22 protein-coding genes are annotated in these 21145 nt (G+C 42.6%); 16 read left to right on the forward strand and 6 right to left on the reverse strand.

The features are described 5' to 3' along the window. The first annotated feature begins 167 nt into the window (after nt 1-167). The 5 genes from ACEQZT_RS15605 to ACEQZT_RS15625 all read left to right on the forward strand — a co-directional run bounded on the left by ACEQZT_RS15605 (nt 168) and on the right by ACEQZT_RS15625 (nt 3720). A complete protein-coding gene (locus ACEQZT_RS15605; RefSeq protein WP_370090396.1) occupies nt 168-410 on the forward strand; it encodes a hypothetical protein in 243 nt (80 codons plus the stop codon). Beyond that, the gene (locus ACEQZT_RS15610) at nt 407-1318 is read left to right on the forward strand and encodes an HTH domain-containing protein (RefSeq protein WP_370090397.1); all 912 of its coding nucleotides are present in this window, start codon (nt 407-409) and stop codon (nt 1316-1318) included. Before ACEQZT_RS15605 ends, ACEQZT_RS15610 begins: the two co-directional genes overlap by 4 nt. A gap of 21 nt (nt 1319-1339) precedes the next feature. Next, on the forward strand, nt 1340-1783 hold the full coding sequence (locus ACEQZT_RS15615; RefSeq protein WP_370090398.1) for a DUF559 domain-containing protein: 444 nt from the start codon (nt 1340-1342) through the stop codon (nt 1781-1783). A 25-nt stretch (nt 1784-1808) separates the two neighbouring features. Next, entirely contained in the window at nt 1809-2666 is an 858-nt protein-coding gene (locus ACEQZT_RS15620) for a hypothetical protein (RefSeq protein ID WP_370090399.1), read from the forward strand. 412 nt (nt 2667-3078) lie between these two features. Next, nucleotides 3079-3720: a hypothetical protein gene (locus ACEQZT_RS15625; RefSeq protein ID WP_370090400.1), complete on the forward strand. Its 642-nt coding sequence runs from the start codon at nt 3079-3081 to the stop codon at nt 3718-3720. 81 nt (nt 3721-3801) lie between these two features. Here the strand turns inward: ACEQZT_RS15625 and ACEQZT_RS15630 are convergent, their stop codons facing one another. Beyond that, nucleotides 3802-4698 carry a hypothetical protein gene (locus ACEQZT_RS15630; RefSeq protein ID WP_370090401.1) on the reverse strand — a complete coding sequence of 299 codons (897 nt, stop codon included), beginning with the start codon at nt 4696-4698 and terminating at the stop codon, nt 3802-3804. A gap of 500 nt (nt 4699-5198) precedes the next feature. Between ACEQZT_RS15630 and ACEQZT_RS15635 the strand changes: the two genes are divergently transcribed. The 6 genes from ACEQZT_RS15635 (at nt 5199) to ACEQZT_RS15660 (ending at nt 9745) form a co-directional block, all read left to right on the forward strand. After that, complete coding sequence (locus ACEQZT_RS15635) at nt 5199-6074, forward strand: helix-turn-helix transcriptional regulator (RefSeq protein WP_370090402.1); 876 nt, start codon at nt 5199-5201, stop codon at nt 6072-6074. A gap of 62 nt (nt 6075-6136) precedes the next feature. Beyond that, nucleotides 6137-6934: an MBL fold metallo-hydrolase gene (locus ACEQZT_RS15640; RefSeq protein ID WP_370090403.1), complete on the forward strand. Its 798-nt coding sequence runs from the start codon at nt 6137-6139 to the stop codon at nt 6932-6934. After that, on the forward strand, nt 6931-7413 hold the full coding sequence (locus tag ACEQZT_RS15645; RefSeq protein WP_370090404.1) for a RidA family protein: 483 nt from the start codon (nt 6931-6933) through the stop codon (nt 7411-7413). Before ACEQZT_RS15640 ends, ACEQZT_RS15645 begins: the two co-directional genes overlap by 4 nt. Nucleotides 7414-7433: 20 nt before the next feature. Next, nucleotides 7434-7859, forward strand: a complete 426-nt coding sequence (locus ACEQZT_RS15650; protein WP_370090405.1) for an ester cyclase — start codon at nt 7434-7436, stop codon at nt 7857-7859. After that, entirely contained in the window at nt 7859-8311 is a 453-nt protein-coding gene (locus tag ACEQZT_RS15655) for a hypothetical protein (protein WP_370090406.1), read from the forward strand. Before ACEQZT_RS15650 ends, ACEQZT_RS15655 begins: the two co-directional genes overlap by 1 nt. A gap of 66 nt (nt 8312-8377) precedes the next feature. Further along, complete coding sequence (locus ACEQZT_RS15660; RefSeq protein ID WP_370090407.1) at nt 8378-9745, forward strand: T9SS type A sorting domain-containing protein; 1368 nt, start codon at nt 8378-8380, stop codon at nt 9743-9745. A gap of 328 nt (nt 9746-10073) precedes the next feature. Here the strand turns inward: ACEQZT_RS15660 and ACEQZT_RS15665 are convergent, their stop codons facing one another. Both ACEQZT_RS15665 and ACEQZT_RS15670 read right to left on the reverse strand, forming a co-directional pair. After that, nucleotides 10074-10250, reverse strand: coding sequence for a histone H1 (locus tag ACEQZT_RS15665; protein WP_370090408.1), 177 nt, complete (start codon nt 10248-10250; stop codon nt 10074-10076). A gap of 89 nt (nt 10251-10339) precedes the next feature. Further along, nucleotides 10340-11602 carry an aminotransferase class I/II-fold pyridoxal phosphate-dependent enzyme gene (locus ACEQZT_RS15670; RefSeq protein WP_370090409.1) on the reverse strand — a complete coding sequence of 421 codons (1263 nt, stop codon included), beginning with the start codon at nt 11600-11602 and terminating at the stop codon, nt 10340-10342. A gap of 98 nt (nt 11603-11700) precedes the next feature. Here ACEQZT_RS15670 and accC point away from each other — a divergent pair, with 98 nt between their 5' ends. The 3 genes from accC to ACEQZT_RS15685 are packed head-to-tail and all read left to right on the forward strand — an operon-like array spanning nt 11701 to nt 15051. Next, on the forward strand, nt 11701-13194 hold the full coding sequence (gene accC / locus ACEQZT_RS15675; RefSeq protein WP_370090428.1) for an acetyl-CoA carboxylase biotin carboxylase subunit: 1494 nt from the start codon (nt 11701-11703) through the stop codon (nt 13192-13194). After that, nucleotides 13194-14498: a DUF1015 domain-containing protein gene (locus tag ACEQZT_RS15680; RefSeq protein ID WP_370090410.1), complete on the forward strand. Its 1305-nt coding sequence runs from the start codon at nt 13194-13196 to the stop codon at nt 14496-14498. Before accC ends, ACEQZT_RS15680 begins: the two co-directional genes overlap by 1 nt. Next, a complete protein-coding gene (locus ACEQZT_RS15685) occupies nt 14482-15051 on the forward strand; it encodes a nucleoside triphosphate pyrophosphatase (RefSeq protein WP_370090411.1) in 570 nt (189 codons plus the stop codon). The genes ACEQZT_RS15680 and ACEQZT_RS15685 overlap by 17 nt, the downstream gene beginning before the upstream one ends. A gap of 52 nt (nt 15052-15103) precedes the next feature. Here ACEQZT_RS15685 and ACEQZT_RS15690 read toward each other — a convergent pair whose 3' ends face one another. Continuing rightward, nucleotides 15104-16648, reverse strand: a complete 1545-nt coding sequence (locus ACEQZT_RS15690; protein WP_370090412.1) for an Ig-like domain-containing protein — start codon at nt 16646-16648, stop codon at nt 15104-15106. 126 nt (nt 16649-16774) lie between these two features. Here ACEQZT_RS15690 and ACEQZT_RS15695 point away from each other — a divergent pair, with 126 nt between their 5' ends. Further along, the gene (locus tag ACEQZT_RS15695) at nt 16775-17140 is read left to right on the forward strand and encodes a DUF5615 family PIN-like protein (RefSeq protein ID WP_370090413.1); all 366 of its coding nucleotides are present in this window, start codon (nt 16775-16777) and stop codon (nt 17138-17140) included. On the opposite strand, the gene ACEQZT_RS15700 is transcribed toward ACEQZT_RS15695, so the two are convergent. After that, nucleotides 17137-19059, reverse strand: coding sequence for an OmpA family protein (locus tag ACEQZT_RS15700; protein ID WP_370090414.1), 1923 nt, complete (start codon nt 19057-19059; stop codon nt 17137-17139). The two genes, ACEQZT_RS15695 and ACEQZT_RS15700, sit on opposite strands and share 4 nt — an antisense overlap. 101 nt (nt 19060-19160) lie before the next feature. On the opposite strand from ACEQZT_RS15700, the gene ACEQZT_RS15705 reads away from it, so the two are divergent. Continuing rightward, nucleotides 19161-19721, forward strand: coding sequence for a hypothetical protein (locus ACEQZT_RS15705; protein WP_370090415.1), 561 nt, complete (start codon nt 19161-19163; stop codon nt 19719-19721). Nucleotides 19722-19774: 53 nt separating this feature from the next. On the opposite strand, the gene ACEQZT_RS15710 is transcribed toward ACEQZT_RS15705, so the two are convergent. After that, complete coding sequence (locus ACEQZT_RS15710) at nt 19775-21130, reverse strand: efflux RND transporter periplasmic adaptor subunit (protein ID WP_370090416.1); 1356 nt, start codon at nt 21128-21130, stop codon at nt 19775-19777. Nucleotides 21131-21145 lie beyond the last annotated feature (15 nt).

Genomic DNA, 21145 nt, shown 5'->3' on the forward strand with positions numbered 1-21145 from the left:
GAAGAACACCCCCCTCACCCCCCCTGAAGGGAGGAATTCCCAGATCAAAAAATCAGGAGACAATTCCCTCCTTGAGGAGGGTGCCCGAAGGGCGGGAGGTGTTAGAAATCCTCCCCAAATCATCAGCGTGAAAGCGAATAAATTGACATCATAGAAAATAGTGTAAAATGAACAACCTACTCACCCTCCATGAAGCCATAGCCGTGATCCTCCTATCCAGAGAAGATCGCACGGCCAGCATACAGGAGATCAGCAAAGAGATAGCTGAGCGCAAGCTCTACTTTCAAAAGAACGGAGAGATAGCACCACCCGAGCAAATACGTCTGCGCACCCATCCGAATACGGAATCAGGCAAGCAGTACGCCCACCTGTTTGAATACATTGAACCTGATAAAGTAAGATTGAGATGACCTTCCTAGAACTAGCCCAAAAAGTACTCGAAGGAGCGGAATATCCACTATCCAGCTCTCAAATCTGGAAAATGGCTGAGGAAAAAGGCTATGCTTCCAAACTTGACAGTGAAGGCAAAACCCCTGCTTCTACCCTTGCCTCGCAGCTCTACACTCGAACCAAGCTCAAAGAGCATGATGCAATTGGCTATGTAGATGATGTACGTCCGGTGCGCTTTCTTATCAAAGGAAAAGAATACCCAAAAGATGCCTGGGACTTCTCCAGTGACCCAGATAATAAGGAAAAAGAACTTGGATACAAGGAAGCAGACCTACATCCCTTATTAGCCTGGTTTGTCCGAACTATCCTCATCGCCTACCCAAAAACCATCAATCACAGTAAATCCAAGAAAACCCGCTATCGTCAATGGGAACACCCTGACATGGTTGCCTGTGCCTTTCCTGAAAGTGTATGGAAGACAAAAGCTTATGAAGTAAGTACTCAGTTAGGTGGTCATGCATTGGAGTACTATTCTTTTGAGATCAAAAAAAGTTTATCATTTTCCAATCTCAGGGAATCGTTTTTTCAGGCGGTTTCCAATTCATCTTGGGCACATCATGGCTATCTGGTGGCTGCTGAAATACCCAACGATGTTGAATTTCAAAAAGAAATATCCAGATTATCCAATTCATTCGGGATCGGGCTTATCCAATTGGATACCAAAGTGCCGGAACTGTCAGAGGTGCTCATAGATGCGGACATAAATGATGAAACAGACCTTCCTATGATGTCTAAGCTATGCGGCAATAAAGACTTCAATGACTTTCTGGAACAGACCATGAAAGACCTGAACAGCAAAGACATCCGGGAAGACCGATATGATAAGCTATGGGAGATTGAGGATTTGGTGAAGAAGTTTAATCCTTAACCCAATGAACACATCCAAACTATGAACTGCATTCAATGCCAGGTCTATCTGCCTAAAAATGTACATGACTATTCAGTGAACTCTTTTGGTGTACCTCTTTGCCGAAGTGATCAGGACTGGGTGCGCCAAATGGAGGGTCAAACAACCTATGAGACATTGCGTCTATACTTCGCGCTAAAGCAGCGAGGTGTCCCCGCAGAACTTGAAAAGTTTGATGGCTTCAAGACCATTGATATAGCTATACCTGAGGCCAAGGTTAACATTGAAGTGGATGGCAGTCATCATAACACCAGTGCCAAACAAGCTATGTCTGATCTGAAAAGAACCTACTACTCCTTTATGAAAGGTTATATGACATTTAGAATTCCTAACCAGCTCACGAGAAATGATGATATCCTGGAGGAAACAGCTGATTTTCTTGTTGATATCTTGAAAGCCTCGCGAGACAGAAAAGGGTTTTGGTGATGAACTAATACTTAAACAAAGTTTAATGAAAAAATCACAAGAAGAGAAATTAGCCACTGCCATTTGGGTACTGAGTTGTAACGATGATCCCCCTCAAATGACTTATCAAAGCATTGAATATCGATTAGAAGGATCGATTGAATCTGATATAAAAAAGATCATCAAAAAATTTCCAGAACTATTTCAAGAGCAAATTCCAAAGAATCATTTACAGGAATGGAAAAGTATGATGATTTCAGAACAACTAAGACCCAAATGGATTGCTCAGAATAAAAATGCAACGGAGGTAATCAATAACCTCACCCTCTCTGATGTATTTAGAAATCGTTTCAGGAATGCTGTTGAATCTACACCTGTATCACCTGAAATATTGAATTGGGGACTCGAGTATATAAAGGGATATTATGGGAAAGTGAGAGAAAAAAGAGATTATTACCTTAGGTTAGTTTCTCTTTTATTTATCCCTTTACTTTCTCTCTTTGTAGCTTTTTATTCTGTCAATGTTTCATACAAATCAAGCTACAAAAGCCTTGAATTTGAAGAAATGAAACTAAAGAGAGAGCTTATTCTACCAATTTATGATCGCTTCGCAACGAAATTCAGTAATTCCTTACATAAAGGTATAATGCAGGACTCTGCCAATGATGTCATCATCGAATTATCTGAAGCACGGTCTGCACTTTTTAGTTTATCTCCATTCTTAGGCTCTGAAAAATTCGATTCATTGAAGCAAGACTTTACTGAATATCAGGTTGCTCTACTTGAAGCCCAAATTTTGGACTCAATACCACATCATAAACTAGACTTAATATCAGAAAAGTTTGCCAACATCAATATTGAAGTGGTCAAAGTGGTAGAGGGTTACTTTAATGAAAATGATTAGCATTTGTATTGGCCTATTTTTACCACAACACATTATTCCTGCAATCAAACGCCTTTCAATAACCCCCCTTACCCTAAAGCAATAAGGTCTTACATCGTAGCAGAAAGCACTTGCAGCACAGCAAAGGCCGTCTGCATTAAAGCAAATACACCATGCAGCACAGCAAAGACCATTTACATCAAAGCAAAGGTCACTTACACTAAAGCAAAGGTCACTTACATCGTAGCAAAGGTCGCTTACATCAAAGCAAAGCATACTTACATCATCGCAAAGGCATGTGGCAGGATCGCATAGCTGGCTCTACCCACTTTTGGGTATTTTTTCATTACATCATACCGTTTTGTTGTACTAACAATCCCATCGGTTTATTTTAGATACCTGTTTTATGTATAATGCTTAATGACTTAATTAAATGAATCAGCGACAAATCAACAAAGTGGAAATGATGGAAACCACTCACAATTATCTGGATGCGAACACAGCGGTATGGAGCGCCATCCCTATCGTCACTACGTACAAGAATCAGCTATCTCAGGCGATAGATGGACTGAAGACGGCAGCTCAGGATCAGGATGCCGCCAGGGTATTTATTGGTAGCAATCTGCAATCTCTTAAAGTCACAATAGCTGAAAAGATGGACATTCTGGATGATATACTGGAAGCATACGCAGACGATACGGACAATGCGGAGCTGCGAGCCCAGGCTGAAAACTCCAAGACGGACTATCTCCGTCTCACCAATGAAGCCTTTGAAACCAAAGTAAAGAATGTGATTGCCCTGTTGGAGGCCAACGTGGCAGCCATGGCTGATTATGGGCTCACACAAGACCAGATTGATGACGCCAAGCTCAGCTTTGGTAGCTATCAGGATAAGCGAGGGATGCCCCGCTCCTATCAGGTAGCATCCCGGCAGGCTACCCAGACCCTGGAGGAGATGATAGCTGATGCTGACGCTGCGCTGCAAAAACTGGATAAAGTAATGAAGCGCTTCAAGCGATCAAACAGCTCCTTTTTCAACGGATATATGGCCGCCAGAACGATTGTGGATGACTAGGGTTGCCAACAGCCATTTAAACTTCGTGACAGGAAATAAAAAGCCCCGATATGGGGCTTTTTTATGGTAATTCCGAAATATCTAATTGAATGCACCAAGACCTATCCCTAAGCCTAAGCCCACAAAGCCCTCTTTGTGATAGTTCCATTTTCTTGAGTCAGCGCCAATCCCAAAATCCCAGGCATATGCCACAGCCAACTGCGCGCCAAAGAGATTGAAGGCTATGGCAGGCCCTGCAAAAATCGACATCCCATCCCGGTTGGCTGTCAGGGGGTTATCATCAAGGTCTGTGTTTTGAGGAGTAAGGGTCACCTGACCAAACCCGACTACCAGTCCCATAGACACGCCCTTCGAGCTCGACTTAGCTTTGATTCTTCTGTTCTTAAAGGTTTGATAGTTCCACGATCTGCGGATAAAAAAGGCAGCATTCAGATCAGTAGTCACTGATGCTTTCGTAGTGTCATTTAGTGCGGGACGGATGGCAAACGGAATGGTTAGCGCACCATAATCCCAGCTATTGTTCCACATACCCACTGCTTCATTGGACTTAATGTCGATGTAATGTTCGGTGTTAAGATCTTTTAAGCGCTTAATATCATCCTCTCGAGATTTGGGTGCTAATTGAATGGTGTCCCAGTTCCATGGATTCAGAATCAAAAGGCCGGGCTTATCATCACTATGTTTGATCTCGCCCACTTTATAGGTATAATCTATGTAATCACTCACAGGTACTTTTCTTGGCTTTGTCCTTAGTACCATAGAATCCTTTTCCAAAATCATAGAAGTAGTGGTCCCATCCAGCAGTGTTACACTGATAGTAGAGCCCTTGGGTAGATTCACCCTGACGGTATCATTTACTTTAAAATAAGGTTCGGATATAAGTTTAACTCGATATACCTCTCTTCCTTTAATGTCATCTTGAGCATGCAGATTGATCGCCATGGCGGCAATCATCAATAGTGTGAGTAGCTTTTTCATTGGTGTAAATTGTCTGATAATGGATCAAAGCTAAGTTAGCTGCTGCTACCAATTCAATACCCACTAAGGGGTAATTTCAATTGACGGTAGGACTAAATAAAGAAGTTGTTTGACATAAAGTAGAATTATTCATATTTTCATTAGCTCAAGTAGCTATCACAAAGAGCACCTGATGTCACATTGAGCCCCGTCGAAATGTAGTGGTGGGTTATGCACTATTGTCTACCCTTCGATACGCTCGTTCCTCACACTCAGGGTGACAATTGATTGTGCGTTGGTGTCACATTGAGCCCTGTCGAAATGAATGCGTTGGGTAATGCGATGACTAACCATTGTCTAATGCTTCGATAAACTCAGCATGACAATGGGGATCCGCACTCAGGGTGACAATGAAGAGCCAACGAAATGCCTCCTTCGATAAACTCAGCATGACAAGGGGAAGCGCAGCAGAAAGAACCAAAAATCTACACCTGACGTTTATCCGAAAATAAGGTCACCTCATGCTCATCGTTGATCAATGCCCCCCGCAGGAAACCCTCACCAGGTTGAGGAATAAGCCTGCCTCCCCTTACTTAGAAATCAGCTGGCCGGATGTGCTGGTCAATGCACATTATAAAAAATTGGAAAAAGAAATTCCGGAGAGTGCCTTCACCATCTTTACCGTGATCAATGAAGGGCACGTGCATGTGGAAACTAACCGTAAAGCACTCAGATTCTGTGAGGATACCCTCTTCATTGTGAACCCATACGAAGCGTTTGAGTACCGGATCGACGAGCAGACACCTCTCCACATGCTAAACGTACACCTCAGCCTGGACACCTATCAGGACATGATCAGTTCCATCCTACTTACCGACGAAAACCTACTCGATGACCCGCAGAATCAAATCGATTATGCATTTACCAACCACATCCACTTCAACAGGCCATTCTATCGAAAAAAGTTTCTCAACTTCGCCTCTTCATCATCAGAAGATTACCAGTTGCAATTGCTAGATGTCCTGACACAGATCATCGAGCGAGATCAATTAGCGGCAAAAAGCATTGTATCACAGCGCATGAGCACACGCAAAGAACTTTTCAAACGTGTGGCTATGGGCAAGGACATCATCTTCAGTAAATACAACGATCCGGAGCTCACCATCGAGGCGCTAAGTCGTGAAGTGTCCATGTCTAAATTTCACTTCATCCGTGTGTTCCGGGAAGCATTTGGATTCACTCCACACAAGCTGATCCAGCAGATACGGATCCACAAAGCACTGGAATACATCCGCAATGGTACCATGACACACACGGACATAGCCTACAAAATAGGCCTGCAGGAGACCAACTCATTGTACCCGCTAATCCGCGAGCATCGCTACCAGTTGAATTAGCAATTTTGAATAGGATCAATGCTGGCATGTGCCGATAGCTTTGCCAAAAAAAACATAGTACCATGAATATTCAACTGATCCGAAATGCCACGCTCAAGCTCACCTACGGCGGAAAAACGTATCTGATTGATCCGTACTTTGCGTCGGCCTTCAGCCAGATGTCATTCTCCGGTAAAAGCAAAAACCCGGTAGTTGACCTCCCGCTTTCGATCACCGAAATCCTGGAAAGTGTTGATGCCGTTATTGTCTCGCACCTGCACCCCGATCACTTTGATGAGGAAGCACAGCAGGTATTACCAAAAGACTTGCCCGTTTACTGCCAGCCTGCAGATACTGAACTCATTAAGCAAATGGGCTTTAGCGAGGTTATCACTGTAGATGACCATGTGGAAATTGGAAACACCACACTCACCCGCACCGATTGTCAGCATGGCTCTGGAGAAATCCTACCGCTGATGGGTGCTGTATCCGGATTTGTTTTCCAGCACACTCGGGAAGATACCCTGTACTGGTGTGGGGACACCATCTGGTACTCGGAGGTGATGCAGGTCATCGACCAATATGATCCAAAGGTGATTGTCTGCCCTGCAGGTGGTAACCAATTTTTCAGTGAACATCCGGTGTTTGCTCCGGCCTTTACATCCGACAGCAATCCATTGGTGATGGACGACCAGCAGGTAATCACGCTCTGCGAGTATGCTCCTGAGAGCCTGGTAGTTGCCACACATATAGGCGCCCTGGATCACGAAACAGTGAGCAGAGAGCAGCTCAGGCTCTCTGCGAGAAAGTGGAATGTAAGCGACCGATTGCTCATTCCGGAAGACGGTAAGAAACTCATATTTGAAAGACTAATTCAATGACACCAATCGAACATTCAGCTATGGAAGCCGGGCTAAAGCTGCCAACTCCTTCTACGCCCGGAGGAAACTATTCATCTTTTAACATCAGAGGAAACACGGCGCACATCGCCATCCAGTTTCCGATAAAGGATGGCGATTTTTTGTACCAGGGGAGGCTGGGCGCCACACTCAATGCGCAGGAAGGATATGATGCCATGCAGCTCTGCGCTATGAATGTGCTAGCACAAATCAACAAGCACCTGACCTTCAACCAGTTGGAAGGAATGAATCACCTGGATATCTACTACCAGAGCACCGACTACTGGGATGAAGGACCGTATGTAGCAAACGGAGCTTCTGACATCTTTATGGAGGTGCTGGGAGGAAAAGGAGAGCATTCGCGCTCCATTCTGGGCGTTCATTCTTTGCCGCGCAATTTTTCTGTGGGACTCACGGCCACTGCTACAATCAATCGAAAGCCTTTTTGGTTTTTTCTCTAAACAACTAATTCTAAAGACATATGGAAGCATCCATGCAATCAAAAAATAAAGCTGAGAAACTGGTATTAGAGTTTCTGGGCAGGGTCTGGGGACCAACGCACGATCTCGATGCAATAGACGAGCTGATGACCGAAGACTACATCATTACCACTGGTGGAGTGGTGATAGAAGGGCGAGAGAGCTTTAAACGCTGGGTTACGGACTTTCAATCAAAACTCAGAAATGCCTCAACCATCAGTCAGGATATTTTTTCTAATCCAGCTGAAACGCTGGTGGTTTCCCGCTGGGTGTGCTCCGGAGATAATCATGGCATTTTCGGACTGCCCGGCAATGGCGAGCATGTCAGCTTTACGGGTATTGCCATCTGGGAAGTAAGAGGTGAACGCCTTAGCCAATGCTGGGTTGAACGAAGTGCATTTGAGTTGTATAAAGAGCTTACCAACTGATGGATAATCTGAGCAGCATTTGGTGGGAAGACGGAAAGATGCTTCTCACCAAATTGAGTGGAGATGTAGGCATTTGTGAGATACAGATATGGGAAAACTGCCTCAAAGACGCATTGAACCAAATAGCCGACAACAGCAAATTCAAAATGTTTGTCAATCTGTTTGGCTTTAAAGCTGATAGCGTAGAGGCACACAAGTACTACCGCTCCATCATCCCAACGACCTTATCTCACTATGGATGGCGCATAGGTTATCTGGATATGTTTGAAGAGGCGAATGACCTGGAACTGACAAACACACGAGGGATTAGCTGTGTAGGCGCTGCGCATGTTCATCAGGATGCCTCCAAAATAGACAAGTATCAGGAGCTGTATGCCACGGATCGGGAGCAATACTTTACCGACCCGGATCAGGCATACCACTGGATTGAAGATTTATCTTTAGATGGTTGACCGTTCGGGGGTGAATCTCACCCCTGGACATTTTCGTATTAAGACACGTTCTTCTTTTTACACTTATTGAAATGGATTTGGCCGCTGATCTTCTTGCCACTGGGCCTGGCAGGACAGCAAATGACGGACTTCTGGAAACCAATAGAGGGCACTCCGGAAGATGAAACTACCTACTTTACCATCATGGTGGATGAGCTGGATCAGCTATATGCAGGTACGGATCGCGGGCTGTTTGTATCCAATGACCTTGGAAAAACATGGTCTTCCCTCCTGCCATCAGATATCCCGATTGTTTTGCTTGCTCAAAGACAAAATAAGCTATTTGCGATAGCGGCAGACAAAACCATTTATACGTCTCCTGACAGGGGGTTCACCTGGGAGAGTTCCTATTTCGATCAGGAAACAGAGATAACTGACTTACTTATTTTGCCCGATGGGACATTGCTCATGTCTACCGGTCATTTTGAAGAGAAAAATGAAGCAGGTGTTTTTCGTGGTAAAGGGCTTTTCAAAAGTATCGATGATGGCAAAAGCTGGCAAAAAGTAAATCTGGGGCTAAACCTGGATCACTACATCGCGCATGTGGTTCAGGATAGTAAAGGGAGAATCTATGCCTCCCTCAACGAATACAACTCAAAAGATGGGGCCATCCTGTATTCTCAGGATCAGGGTCATACCTGGAGTAAGCTCCCTTCTTTATCTTTTGACTGGGGTGCGAATGACATTGGAACCACCTCTATTGTGTACGTGACCAGCATGGCTATTGATCGGTATGACAATCTGGTGCTTGGCCTGTCGGGAACGTCAGGTACCGTGGCAACCTCTGTCAACCTTAAAAACAGTTTTCAGGGAGCGGTGAATGGAGCTGAGTGGCAGCATGTCCGCATCGTGCCTTTTGGCTATGATTGGTTTTACCTGGAGGCACACCAGCTATTCTTCCCTTCCAATGGTAGTGCTTTTGCTTCCCGAATTGGTCAATCCTATAATCTATCGGGCATCTTTCACCATTCTGGCCACAGAGATGCTACCTTCGAGAAGCAACAGGTCGCTCCTATCTTCATGGGTGACATCCCCAATTTCACCCAAACCACTTTTGCCGAAACATCGAACAACCGCGTGTTTGTGGTGCAGGAGTTAGATCGAACCATTTATTATACTGATTTAGAGGAAATACCTCTTGGGAATGGTGAAGGTGAATCTCTTAAACCTAAAGTATTTCCCAATCCGTTCCATGAATTACTCAATATCGAGCTGTCGCAGAAGTCCAGAATCGTTGAAGTGGCATTGTATGATATGAAAGGATCGCTGGTATACAAAGCAAATGCAACCGATACGAGTCTGGTAGAAATCCGCCCCAACATTCAGCCTGGGTTATATATTCTTCATGCAACCATAGATGGGAAAGTTTGGGTGGATTGGATAGTGAGAAGATAGTCTCTCGGGCTTTGTCACACCTCAAAAGCATTATCCAAATACTTCAATGAGTATTTCTATTTAAGAATTTTTGACTTCAATAGGTAAAACACTACAGTTAGTCCAAGGACTTTTATCAAATCGATCACAAGATCATCAACCCTATTGCCTGATAAAAAGATAAATAAAATGGATACTCCGAGAATAAATGAGAACACTACTCCAATCTTGAAGAGGTAGCTTACTATTACTTTGACCACTACTTTCACGATCTTTCAAGATAGTTTAAAAACAAAAAAAGGGAGCCGAATGGCTCCCTAATTTCTTTATCGGTTCGATTAGTGATCGATTATCCTTTGTTCTTGATTTCTTGAACTTCTAGTCTGATTTCTTGAGCAAGGTTCTTCATATCTTGCATACCTTTTCTTACTCGAGTACCGGCGGCATTGTTGTTTTTATCGTAGAACTTTTCGAAATCTGCTTCTAGAGATTCAACCATTGACTTTAGTTGTTCAAATCTTTTCATGTTATAAGGTAATTAAGGTTATCGATAAATTTTTAAAGTTGAGGCAATATAGCCCAAAATCGTAAATAAACAGTTTTTTTAGAGAAATTTTAAGATTTTGCAAGCATGGCTCCTTCCACTCCTGCCTCCTTGTAGACACCACCATCCAGCTTTCCTTTGATCTCCTCAAAAGCCTTAAGTGTTTGATCCACATCCTCTAAGGTGTGCATAGCTGTAGGAATGATTCGCAAGATCACCATACCTTTAGGAATCACCGGATACACAATCATAGAGCAGAAAATATGATAGTTTTCTCTCAGGTCTACCACCATATTACATGCCTCCATTACATCTCCGTTCATTACTACAGGTGTTACAGGAGAATCTGTCGTCCCAATATTGAAGCCACGCTCCTTAAACCCGTTTTGCAATGCATTCACAATCGTCCACAGCTTCTCACGAAGCTCAGGCATGGTTCTCAGCATATCCAATCGCTTCAATCCCCCCACTACTAGTGGCATAGGCAATGATTTAGCGAAAATTTGAGATCTAACCTTGTATCTTAAGTGATCGATGATGTTTTTGTCTCCTGCTATAAAAGCCCCAATGCTGGCCATAGACTTAGCAAACGTCGAGAAGTAGATATCAATCCCATCCTGACAATCGTAGTGCTCACCCGTACCTGCTCCTGTTTTACCCATGGTGCCAAATCCGTGTGCATCATCTACTAAAAGACGAAAATCATACTTATCCTTTAGAGCAACGATCTTATCAAGCTTACCAGTGTTTCCACTCATCCCGAATACACCTTCAGTAATGACCAAAACACCACCTCCTTGCTCATTTGCAAGTTTTTCAGCTCTTTTCAGTTGCTTTTCGCAGTTTTCAATGTCATTGTGAGGGAAAACAAAACGCTTACCGATGTGCATTCTCAATGCATCAATAATACAAGCGTGACACTCAGCATCGTACACCACCACGTCCTTTCTATCCACCAAAGCGTCGATCACAGACATGATTCCCTGATAACCGTAGTTCAAAAGCATACCAGCAGGCTTGCTCACAAAATCTGCAAGCTCTTGCTCCAGTTGATCATGGTAGTCTGAGTTTCCAGTCATCATTCGGGCACCCATTGGATAGCCCAATCCCCATTGCTCAGTTGCTTCAGTATCAGCCTTTCTAATGTCAGGATGGTTCGCTAGTCCCAGGTAGTTATTCAAACTCCAGGCAAGTACTTCCTTCCCTTTAAACTTCATTCGTGGCTGTATCTCGCCTTCTAGTTTTGGAAAGAAATAATAGTTTAAATCCTGATCTAAGTAGGAGTATTGACCTAACGCTCCCTTGTCACTGAGTAATTTCTCAAATAAATCCATTTACTTGTGTTCTCCTTTTTTCAAACAAGTTGCAAATTTAGCAGGAATGCGCATATAATGAATGTCGCCTTTTCAATAAACTTGCGCTAACGATTGAAATTATGTCTATAAAGAAAATATTAGTAGCCAACAGAGGTGAAATCGCCATCAGGGTAATGAGATCCGCCAAAGAGCTGGGCATCAAGACAGTAGCAGTATATAGTGAAGCCGATAAGTTGCTTCCTCATGCCTCGTTTGCTGATGAAGCGGTTAACATTGGTCCGGCAGCAGCATCTGAGTCTTACCTTGTACAGGATAAAATCATTGAAGCTTGCAAACAAACGGGTGCTGACGCGATCCATCCGGGCTATGGCTTCCTTTCGGAAAATGCTTCTTTCGCAGAGCGTGTAAAAAAAGAGGGGCTCATATTCATAGGACCATCACCGGAAGCCATTCGGGTGATGGGTGATAAGCTTACTTCTAAGCAAACAGTTCAGAAATTCAACGTGCCTCTTGTTCCGGGAATGGATGAACCCATTAATGATGTGACAAAAGCCAAAAAAGTAGCCAACGATATTGGCTATCCCGTGATGATCAAGGCCAGTGCTGGAGGTGGTGGCAAAGGAATGCGTATCGTCAACGATCCGAAAGATTTTGAAGAGCAGATGGATCGGGCAATGAGTGAAGCCAGAAACTCATTCGGTAATGATGAGGTCTTTATTGAAAAGTTCATTTCCTCACCCAAGCACATCGAAGTTCAGGTTTTAGGAGATCAGCATGGCAACATCATCCACCTGTTTGAACGTGAGTGCAGCATTCAGCGAAGACACCAAAAAGTAGTGGAAGAGGCTCCTTCTGCCCTACTTACTCCTGAAAGAAGAAAGCAGATTGGTGAAGCGGCTGTGAATGTGGCAAAATCCTGCAACTATTATGGGGCTGGTACGGTGGAGTTCATTGCTGATGAAAACATGGACTTCTATTTTCTAGAGATGAACACGCGATTGCAGGTAGAACATCCAGTTACTGAACTTATTACGGGTATTGACCTTGTAAAAGAACAAATAGCAATAGCCAATGGCGAGAAACTAAGTTTTACTCAAGACGATCTTTCTATAAACGGGCATAGCTTGGAAGTACGGGTATATGCAGAAGATCCTGAAAATAATTTCCTCCCTGATACAGGAAAGCTAAAGACTTACATAAGACCGCAAGGAGCAGGTGTGCGAGTAGATGACGGATATGAACAAGGTCAGGATGTATCGATTTACTATGACCCGATGATTGCTAAACTCATCACTTACGGCAAAGATCGTACGGAAGCCATCCAACGAATGAGACGGGCCATTGCTGAGTATCAAATAACCGGAGTGAAGACCACTCTTCCGTTCTGTGATTTCGTTCTCACGCACAAAGAGTTCATTGACGGCTCTTTTACAACCAAGTTTGTAGAGTCACATTACAATCCGGAAACGCTCAAAAAACAGCCAGATCAGGAGACCATGGAAATTGCTGCACTTATTGCAAATGAACTGGTCAACAATTCCGTAAAGAAGGTTTCAGCATCAAAAGCTACTGAAACAAAAAGTAGGTGGAAAGAACGAGCACGTAATTGATGGCAGAAATTAGACCCTTAAGAGCTTGGAGATATAACTCTGAGCAGATCAAAAACATCGACAAGCTGGTTTCACCGCTATTTGATGTCGTCTCAGAGAGTCAGCGAGAGGCACTATATGAGGAAGAGTTCAATAGCATTCACTTATCTGTACCTCGCGGGGAAGATTCCATTCATGGAGCAGCTAAGAGGCTGATAAACTGGAAAAAGGATGGAATCATTATTCAAGATGAACTACCTGCCATCTATGTGTACTATCAATACTTCACACTTCCAGGCTCAGATCGTGAACGGATAAGAAAGGGATTTGTAGCAAACCTTCGTGTCTATGATTGGGATGAAAAAGTGCTCCTAAGGCATGAAAATACCATGCCTTTCTCTGTGAATGACCGAATGGACATACTGGACCGTACACAACTCAACGTAAGCCCTACACATGGCCTCTACACCGATCCAACTCATGAAATCGAAGAATACCTTGATGAAGCAATGGTAGATCCTTTGTATGAAACAGAGGATTATCAAGGTGTGAGGGATGTTTTTGGAATCATCCATGATGTGAAGATCATTCGCAGAATCATGGACATCATCGCCGATAAGCAAATCATCCTTGCAGATGGGCATCATAGGTATGAAGGCTCACTTTTGTATCAAAAGGAGCAGGCGCAAAAGAACCCAAATCATACGGGAGATGAAGGCTACAACTTCCACCTGATGTATTTTACCAATACTGAATCAGATGATTTGAGAATCCTCCCCACCCACCGCATGGTTCATGGACTTGAGAATTTTTCGAAAAAAGAATTACTGAAGAAGCTGGACGAGTACTTCTATATCAAACCAATCGAAGAAGCAACGGATGTCAATGAAGTGATTCTGGGCAAGCAATGGGCTTTTGGACTTCTCATTGGAGATGAGGCATATAAAATCAGACTAAAACCAGAAAAGATAAATACGATTTCATGGGATTTTCCAGACACCATCAAGCAGCTGGATCTGACTGTGATGCACTACTTTGTTTTTGAGAAATGTCTGGGCATCAAAGGCAAAGATCAACGGGGAAGCAAGAACCTTACTTTTGAACGGAACTTCACAAAATGCCTGCAGTCTGTAATTAAAAATGAGGCTCAGTGTGCGATTATCACAAAAGAAATCTCGATTGAGACCGTTAAGGAAGTATGCTACAGTGGATACACGTTACCTCAGAAGAGCACGTACTTTTATCCCAAAGTAATATGCGGATTTCTGTTTGGATCCATAAAAGCAGACGAATTCAATTCCTTTTTTGATGAAGCATTTCAATAATCTCATTTTAGCCTCAAACTCCCCTCGCAGAAAGCAGCTGCTAACAGAAGTTGGATTGAAATTCGAGGTAAAAACAATAGATTTTGAAGAGGTCTTTCCCGAAGATCTGGTGGTCGAACATGTGGCTGAATACTTGGCCATTGAAAAAAACAAGGCGCATCGCGAAGCTTTTAAAGAGGGTATCATCATCACAGCTGATACGGTGGTGATTTTTGCGAATCGTATTTTGGGCAAACCAAAGGATGAAAAAGAGGCCAGGCAAGTACTTAAGATCCTTTCCGGAAAAATCCACCAGGTAATCTCAGGTGTTTGCATCAGCAATGAAGAAAAGCACATTTCCTTCTCAAGTGTTACAGAGGTACATTTCCATGAGTTGACCGAAGATGAGATCGACCACTACATTGAAATTGCCCCTCCTTTGGATAAAGCAGGGAGCTACGGCATTCAGGATTGGATTGGGTTGATCGGAGTTGAGTGGATCAAAGGATCATATTACAATGTGGTTGGCTTGCCTGTGGATCAGGTATACAAAACTCTCTGCTCTGAATTTTAAAATATAAAAGCCCCTTTCGGGGCTTTTAACAGATAAAAATAGGCTTTAGCTTCTAGTCACCACTGTATGCAGCTCTTCGGGTCACCAACCACTCGTGCTCATAGGGATATGGTGAGGCAATTGTTGCATTGATATCTAAATCGATACTGCTTAAATAAGCATTTGGCACCACTGCTTTTAAAAGAAAACCATTGCTATTATTACCACTCCACTCTACCGTCCAAAATTGACCCGTGTACCACGTAGTAGATGAAGGTCTTGCTGATGTCAAAATTTTATTTCCATCGTCAGGAGCTGCTGCTTCAATATAAATCTCATGTCCATTATTGTCAATCAATTTGTTGGTTATGGTATAGACATCCTGACCGTTATAAATGGCCTTCACAAATCTCCAGGACATTGATGTATAGTTTGAGCCTGAAGAAACATTAACAGTATATGAGGTTCCTCCATTATAAGTAATGTCTAAATTGTCAGCTGCGTATCCGTAGTTTCCATCAAATTCGTAATAGTAATTCTCCGAAAAAGCCTCTGTTGAAAAAGAATAAGCTCCTTCCTCAGGGAAATAATTTCCATTCACATCTCGAATTTGCAAAGAACCATACCCTTCCACATAAAAATTGTGATAGGTCATAAAATCATCTAATTCTCCTGATGGATCGAATGTGACCTTATTGCCAGATACTGTAACAGTTCCGCTGAGCTGGCCAGATTTATTTGAAAATAAGGTAAAAGCTTCTGAACTAACGAAATTGGGGTCGAGTGTATTCGAAAAAGTAACGACAATATTCGCGTCTAAATCTACCCCAGTTTCATTAAGTGATGGTAAAATGCTGGTAATGGTTAATGGGGTGTTTTCTGTTGTGAATAGGCCATTCCCTTCTCCTGCTTCAATATCCAGACTATTACCAGCCAAATCAGTTATATCATCAGCAAACAATCCATAACTGTATAGCAACTCACCCCCGTCCAGCTCTTCTAAAGGCGTGAGAATAATATCATTGCCGCTCGCTGAGATAGTGAAAGGCACATCATTTCCATAAAGGCCTCCGCTTAAAAACACATTATTTGGTGCCGATCCACCTGGAGCTATGAACGTGTTTACATCCATAGGCTCACTAAAAGTATAAATTATCGATGTGTTGATAGAAACAGCTGTCTCCGTACCGTTTGGGCTCATTGATACCAAAGTTGGAGCCGTAGTATCCACCTCCTCCGTAGTGAAGCTTTTCAAATCACCGTATACTGCCTCTCCATCTTCTGTAAGTGCAAAAGCCTTGACAAAATAGGTGCCATTGGATGATAGACCTGTTACCGAAACCGTGTAAGATCCTGAAGTGGTGGTTGATAAGATAGAAGTCGCATTCTCAATACTCGGATTGTTTGTTTGACTAAACACAATACCTGCAGAAAATACACCCTCTCCTGTCACATTTCCACCCAGAGTGGCAGTGGTGCTGGTAATATCTGTTGGAGTACTGGTAGAAATATTTATATTGGAAGTTGAGCTGGCATCTCCATCATCTCCACAACTAATCAGCATTGTCATCAGAGAAGATGATATGGCGAGCACTAAAATTTTGATTTTTGATTTCATGATTTTTTCTTGACGGTATTAATTATTTGATTGCCATAAAGAAAGGCACACTACGATGGCATGAGTGTCAGATATGAATCAAAAACTAGCAGAAATGAATCATGGCAATCAATAACTCTAAATAGTATGATGAAATTCATCATTGATGAGAACCTGACTCCAGAATTAACAAACCTTTTCAGAGAAGGAGGTTTAAATGCCTACCACATCAATGAAATGAAAGCAAAGAAGGATCAGCGTGTGATCGATGATCAACTGAGGCGGCTATCCATTCAAAAAGGGTATGTCATAGTCACGAAGGACGATGATTTTGTGAAGAGTTATGTGAGCAGAAAAGTGCCTGAAAAGATGATGTTTATTTATGGGCTGAAAACAAAAGAATCACTTCTCTCCAGAATGAAAGAAGTGATTCCACAAGTTTCAGCTCTATTTGATATTCATGACTTCATTGAAGTAAACAACAACGAAATCAGGTTTCCATTTTCAGATTAGAACTCTACTATCACGAACTCAGTTCGTCGGTTTTTAGCTCTCCCCTCTGAGGTACTATTATCAGCTATTGGAACAGTTTCTCCATAACCTTTAGCGATTAATCGCTCTCGCTCCACTCCTGCCAAAACCATATATTCTACTACTGATTGAGCTCTTCTTTGCGATAGGCTTAGGTTGTTCGCATCAGCTCCCTGACTATCTGTATGACCACCTACTTCAATCTTCATGGTTCTGTTATTCTTCATTAAGGTCACTGCCTTATTTAACTCTACATAACTAATTGGCTTAAGCTCGGCTTTTCCTACCTCAAAAAAGATATTATTCAAAACAACCTTTGTTCCTTTTCTGATCGGCTCAAGATCAATGTTGTTTGTAATCTCCGCATAGGTTGTATCCTTTGGCAACTCAAAACTCTGCGAATAGAAGAAGAATCCTTCTGCGTTGGCAGACACACTATAGTCACGACCGGCAGGCAGCACAACCAAGTATTCTCCAGTAGCTTCATTACTCTTATTGGTCGCAATCAACTCACCTGAGTTAAGATCTTCTATCAATACCAATGCGCTCAATGGTTTGCTATCCTCAGAATTAGATACAATACCTTGTACTACAATTGTTGGCTTAGGCTTTAGCTCGTCTGGAAGCTCTGCCTTGAAGATGTCAAAATTGTTTTCATCAAGTCTGGAGGATGCCAAATAAGCATTTCCTGATGCTGAGATACTGAAGTTAGTATCATTACCTTTCGAGTTGATGGGCTTACCAAGGTTCTTTGGTACTGACCATTTTCCATTTTCAAATACGGTATAGAAGATGTCTGCTCCGCCCATTCCTGGGTGTCCGGTAGAAGAGAAATAAAGCGTTTTTCCATCAGCTGCAAGGAACGGACTGTTTTCACTCAATGGAGTGTTTACAATACTTCCAAGGTTTTGAGGGATACCCCAAAGCCCAAGATGATTTTTTTCAATCATATACAGATCAGAGGCTCCATATCCACCCTGACGAATGGATGTGAAAATGATCCTGTTTCCATCGGAATTGATTGTAGGCTGACTTTCCCATTCTTCGGTATTCACCACATTGCCCATATTTTGAGGCTCGCTCCAGGTATTTCCGTTCAGCTGTGTGATGTACAAATCACAACTTCCGATTGCTCCTTTTTCGTCGCATCGAACATAAACCATCGTCTGGCCATCTCCTGTAAAAGAGGATCCAAAATCATTTGCCATCGAATTGATAGGTTGTGGAAGAAGCTGTGGTTCACTCCACTGATCACCAATCAGGTTTGAATAGTAGATATCCTCCCCAAAATCTAATTCTGCACTGTTTTCATCTTTAAAATCAAAGCCGCCCTGACGCACACTGGTAAAGTAGAGTCGTGTTCCTGTCGGGTTTACCTGAGGCATATAATCACCAGAGATACTGTTTAAAGCCGCAATCGGAGTAGGTTCTGACGTGTTTGGTTCCATTTCCCTTAGCTCAGCACTGATGTCAACATAATTGAGGCGGTTTATTGCCAGGTGGATCAGTTTTTCTGATTTTGGGCCTTTTGGCGCTCTTTCAAGGTATCGCTTGATATAAATCCGGGCACTCCTCAGGTTGTCTAATTCGATGTAAGACTTAGCAATATCATAGTAAATGGCAATGTTATAATCCGAATCTACCTGCTCAAGGTTTCGATAAGCCATGATCGTCTCTTCCACCCTGTTTAAATAATCGTATGTCTTGCCCAGATAGAACCAGGCATCTGCATACTGTGGATTTAGCTTTACTGCTTCCTGAAATTTTTCAATCGCCAGGTCATACTTGCCAAACTTTATAGCTTGCATGCCTTGATTGTAGGCATCTCGATGTGCTTGTCCTAAGGCCACAAAAGTGATGAGAACTAAAAAAAGTGAGTAGCTGATTTTACGTAATTGCATGGTTCTTTTTGGTTGATACAAGGATGAAATTAGAAAAATAATGACAGAAAACAGTTTCTTTCGTTTACCATAAGTATTTTAATGACATTAAAAGTAACCCTATGAAGAAGACAATAGTACTTACAATTTCTTTGATTTTATCCTGTGCACTTTGTCAGGCACAAGTTGGAAGTCAGTTTCCAGATATGGAAGCCGAGACCTTGACCAATGAGTTTGTGAATCTTCCTCAAGACATCCAGGGGAAATATAGCCTTGTTGGATTAGCTTATTCAAAACAAGCGGAAGACTACCTTAAAGGTTGGTTTGAACCTGTATACAATCAATTCATTTATAAAAATCCCAATCCGGGCCCTTTTGATTTTTCATTTGATGTCAATACGTATTTTGTGCCAATGTTTACGGGCGCAAAGCGTCCTGCCTATCAAAAGGTGATGAACAAACTGAAAAAAACCATAGATAAGCGCTTACAGCCAAATGTGCTTTTCTATAAAGGCACACTTAAGGAGTATAAAGAAGCATTGAATTTTGACGGCAAGGATCTACCATATTTTTATGTACTTAATCCAGAAGGGAAAATAGTCTATGCTACCGAGGGTAGGTATACAAAGCAAAAAATGCAGGAAATCACTGATGCGGTGGAAAGCGCTATGGAGATGGAATAGAAAACAAAAAGCCCACCGAAAGGTGGGCTTTGATATTATAACCTGCTTAAGATCTATTCTTCTTCGGTTTTCTTCTTTTCACCAGTCTTGCCTTTCGCCTCTACATCATCTCCATCTTTCAAACGCTTAGAAACAGCAAGGAATGGTCCGGAAATAACCTCGGTTCCTTCTTCGACTCCTGACAAAATTTCAATTCGGTCAAAGTCACTTATTCCAGTCTGTACCTCAGTTTTTACAGCTTTACCATCCTTCACCACAAAGACAACTTCCTTCACATCTTCATCAGCCAGTTGATCAGACGCAGACGAATCTTCTTCACCTTCTTTTTTATCCGTTTCTGATCTGGTGGTGACAGCTGCCAATGGTACGGTCAAAATATCTTTCTTTACCTCAGTGATGATATCCACACTAGCAGTCATACCCGGTCTGAAAGGATACTTGATTCCTTTCTCCTTTACCAAATCCTCATAAGACTTATTTAAGATTTGAATGCGCACACCGAATTCAGTCACAGCATCGGCAGATATTTTATCATTGGCCGTATTAGCAATATGCGTTACAACCCCCTTGAATGTTTTATCCATATAAGAATATGAATCCACATCGATGATGGCAGTATCACCTACCGAAATTCGAATAATGTCATTCTCATTCACATCTACCTGCACTTCCATTTTCGAAAGATCAGCTATTCTCATTACCTCTGTTCCCTGAAATTGCGATGTACCAAGAACGGTCTCTCCAAGCTCAACTGGAAGTTTGGAGACAATTCCGCTCATTGGGGCTCTTAGAGTTGTCAGTCTAAGATTTTCCTTTGCATCCGCCACGTTAGCTCTGGAACTTTTTAGAATGAATTCAGCAGCAATTACACTCTGCTTGGCAGACTCGTAATCCTGCTCTGCTATTTTGAAATTGGCCTCTGCCTGCTGATAATCTGCTTCAGAGATTACCTTTTGCTCATACAGCGTCTTCTGTCTGTTGAAATCTTGCTTTGCTCGCTCAAAGCTGGCCAGAGATCTAGCTTGTGCAGATTTGGCTTGAGCCAGATTTGCTTCCTGTTGATTGAGCCCAGCTTCTGCCCTATCTAAGGCAGACTCAAAGTTGTCCGGACGAATTCTTAGCAGGAAATCACCTTTGCTAACAGAGTCACCCTCTTCTATTCTCAACTCGATGATCTCACCGGAAACTTCAGGGCTTAACTGAACCTCTACTACTGGCTGCACCTGACCGGATGCACTTACCTTTTCGATGATCGTGCTCTTCTCAGCTTTCGCCACCTCTACTTCGATCTTTTTCTTCTGTCCTACCCATCCCTGAGACTTACCGATAACCGCAAAAAGTATAAGTACTACAACCACTCCCCCGAGGATGTAAAGGATTTTATTGTTTGATTTTTTCTTCTTAGCCATGATTTTTTAGATATA

It is taken from the genome of Ekhidna sp. (assembly GCF_964218185.1).
Lineage (GTDB): Bacteria > Bacteroidota > Bacteroidia > Cytophagales > Cyclobacteriaceae > Ekhidna.

What these genes read in the sequence shown, in the direction of transcription:
- ACEQZT_RS15610 (WP_370090397.1), top strand. Translation starts at nt 407, where the DNA reads ATGACCTTCCTAGAACTAGCCCAAAAAGTACTCGAAGGAGCGGAATAT.
- ACEQZT_RS15650 (WP_370090405.1), top strand. Translation starts at nt 7,434, where the DNA reads ATGGAAGCATCCATGCAATCAAAAAATAAAGCTGAGAAACTGGTATTA.
- ACEQZT_RS15665 (WP_370090408.1), bottom strand. Translation starts at nt 10,250, where the DNA reads ATGAAAAGATTTGAACAACTAAAGTCAATGGTTGAATCTCTAGAAGCA.
- ACEQZT_RS15605 (WP_370090396.1), top strand. Translation starts at nt 168, where the DNA reads ATGAACAACCTACTCACCCTCCATGAAGCCATAGCCGTGATCCTCCTA.
- ACEQZT_RS15615 (WP_370090398.1), top strand. Translation starts at nt 1,340, where the DNA reads ATGAACTGCATTCAATGCCAGGTCTATCTGCCTAAAAATGTACATGAC.
- ACEQZT_RS15690 (WP_370090412.1), bottom strand. Translation starts at nt 16,648, where the DNA reads ATGAAATCAAAAATCAAAATTTTAGTGCTCGCCATATCATCTTCTCTG.
- ACEQZT_RS15620 (WP_370090399.1), top strand. Translation starts at nt 1,809, where the DNA reads ATGAAAAAATCACAAGAAGAGAAATTAGCCACTGCCATTTGGGTACTG.
- ACEQZT_RS15700 (WP_370090414.1), bottom strand. Translation starts at nt 19,059, where the DNA reads ATGCAATTACGTAAAATCAGCTACTCACTTTTTTTAGTTCTCATCACT.
- ACEQZT_RS15625 (WP_370090400.1), top strand. Translation starts at nt 3,079, where the DNA reads ATGAATCAGCGACAAATCAACAAAGTGGAAATGATGGAAACCACTCAC.
- ACEQZT_RS15645 (WP_370090404.1), top strand. Translation starts at nt 6,931, where the DNA reads ATGACACCAATCGAACATTCAGCTATGGAAGCCGGGCTAAAGCTGCCA.
- ACEQZT_RS15630 (WP_370090401.1), bottom strand. Translation starts at nt 4,698, where the DNA reads ATGAAAAAGCTACTCACACTATTGATGATTGCCGCCATGGCGATCAAT.
- ACEQZT_RS15685 (WP_370090411.1), top strand. Translation starts at nt 14,482, where the DNA reads ATGAAGCATTTCAATAATCTCATTTTAGCCTCAAACTCCCCTCGCAGA.
- ACEQZT_RS15640 (WP_370090403.1), top strand. Translation starts at nt 6,137, where the DNA reads ATGAATATTCAACTGATCCGAAATGCCACGCTCAAGCTCACCTACGGC.
- ACEQZT_RS15670 (WP_370090409.1), bottom strand. Translation starts at nt 11,602, where the DNA reads ATGGATTTATTTGAGAAATTACTCAGTGACAAGGGAGCGTTAGGTCAA.
- ACEQZT_RS15680 (WP_370090410.1), top strand. Translation starts at nt 13,194, where the DNA reads ATGGCAGAAATTAGACCCTTAAGAGCTTGGAGATATAACTCTGAGCAG.
- ACEQZT_RS15695 (WP_370090413.1), top strand. Translation starts at nt 16,775, where the DNA reads ATGATGAAATTCATCATTGATGAGAACCTGACTCCAGAATTAACAAAC.
- ACEQZT_RS15705 (WP_370090415.1), top strand. Translation starts at nt 19,161, where the DNA reads ATGAAGAAGACAATAGTACTTACAATTTCTTTGATTTTATCCTGTGCA.
- ACEQZT_RS15655 (WP_370090406.1), top strand. Translation starts at nt 7,859, where the DNA reads ATGGATAATCTGAGCAGCATTTGGTGGGAAGACGGAAAGATGCTTCTC.
- ACEQZT_RS15710 (WP_370090416.1), bottom strand. Translation starts at nt 21,130, where the DNA reads ATGGCTAAGAAGAAAAAATCAAACAATAAAATCCTTTACATCCTCGGG.
- ACEQZT_RS15635 (WP_370090402.1), top strand. Translation starts at nt 5,199, where the DNA reads ATGCTCATCGTTGATCAATGCCCCCCGCAGGAAACCCTCACCAGGTTG.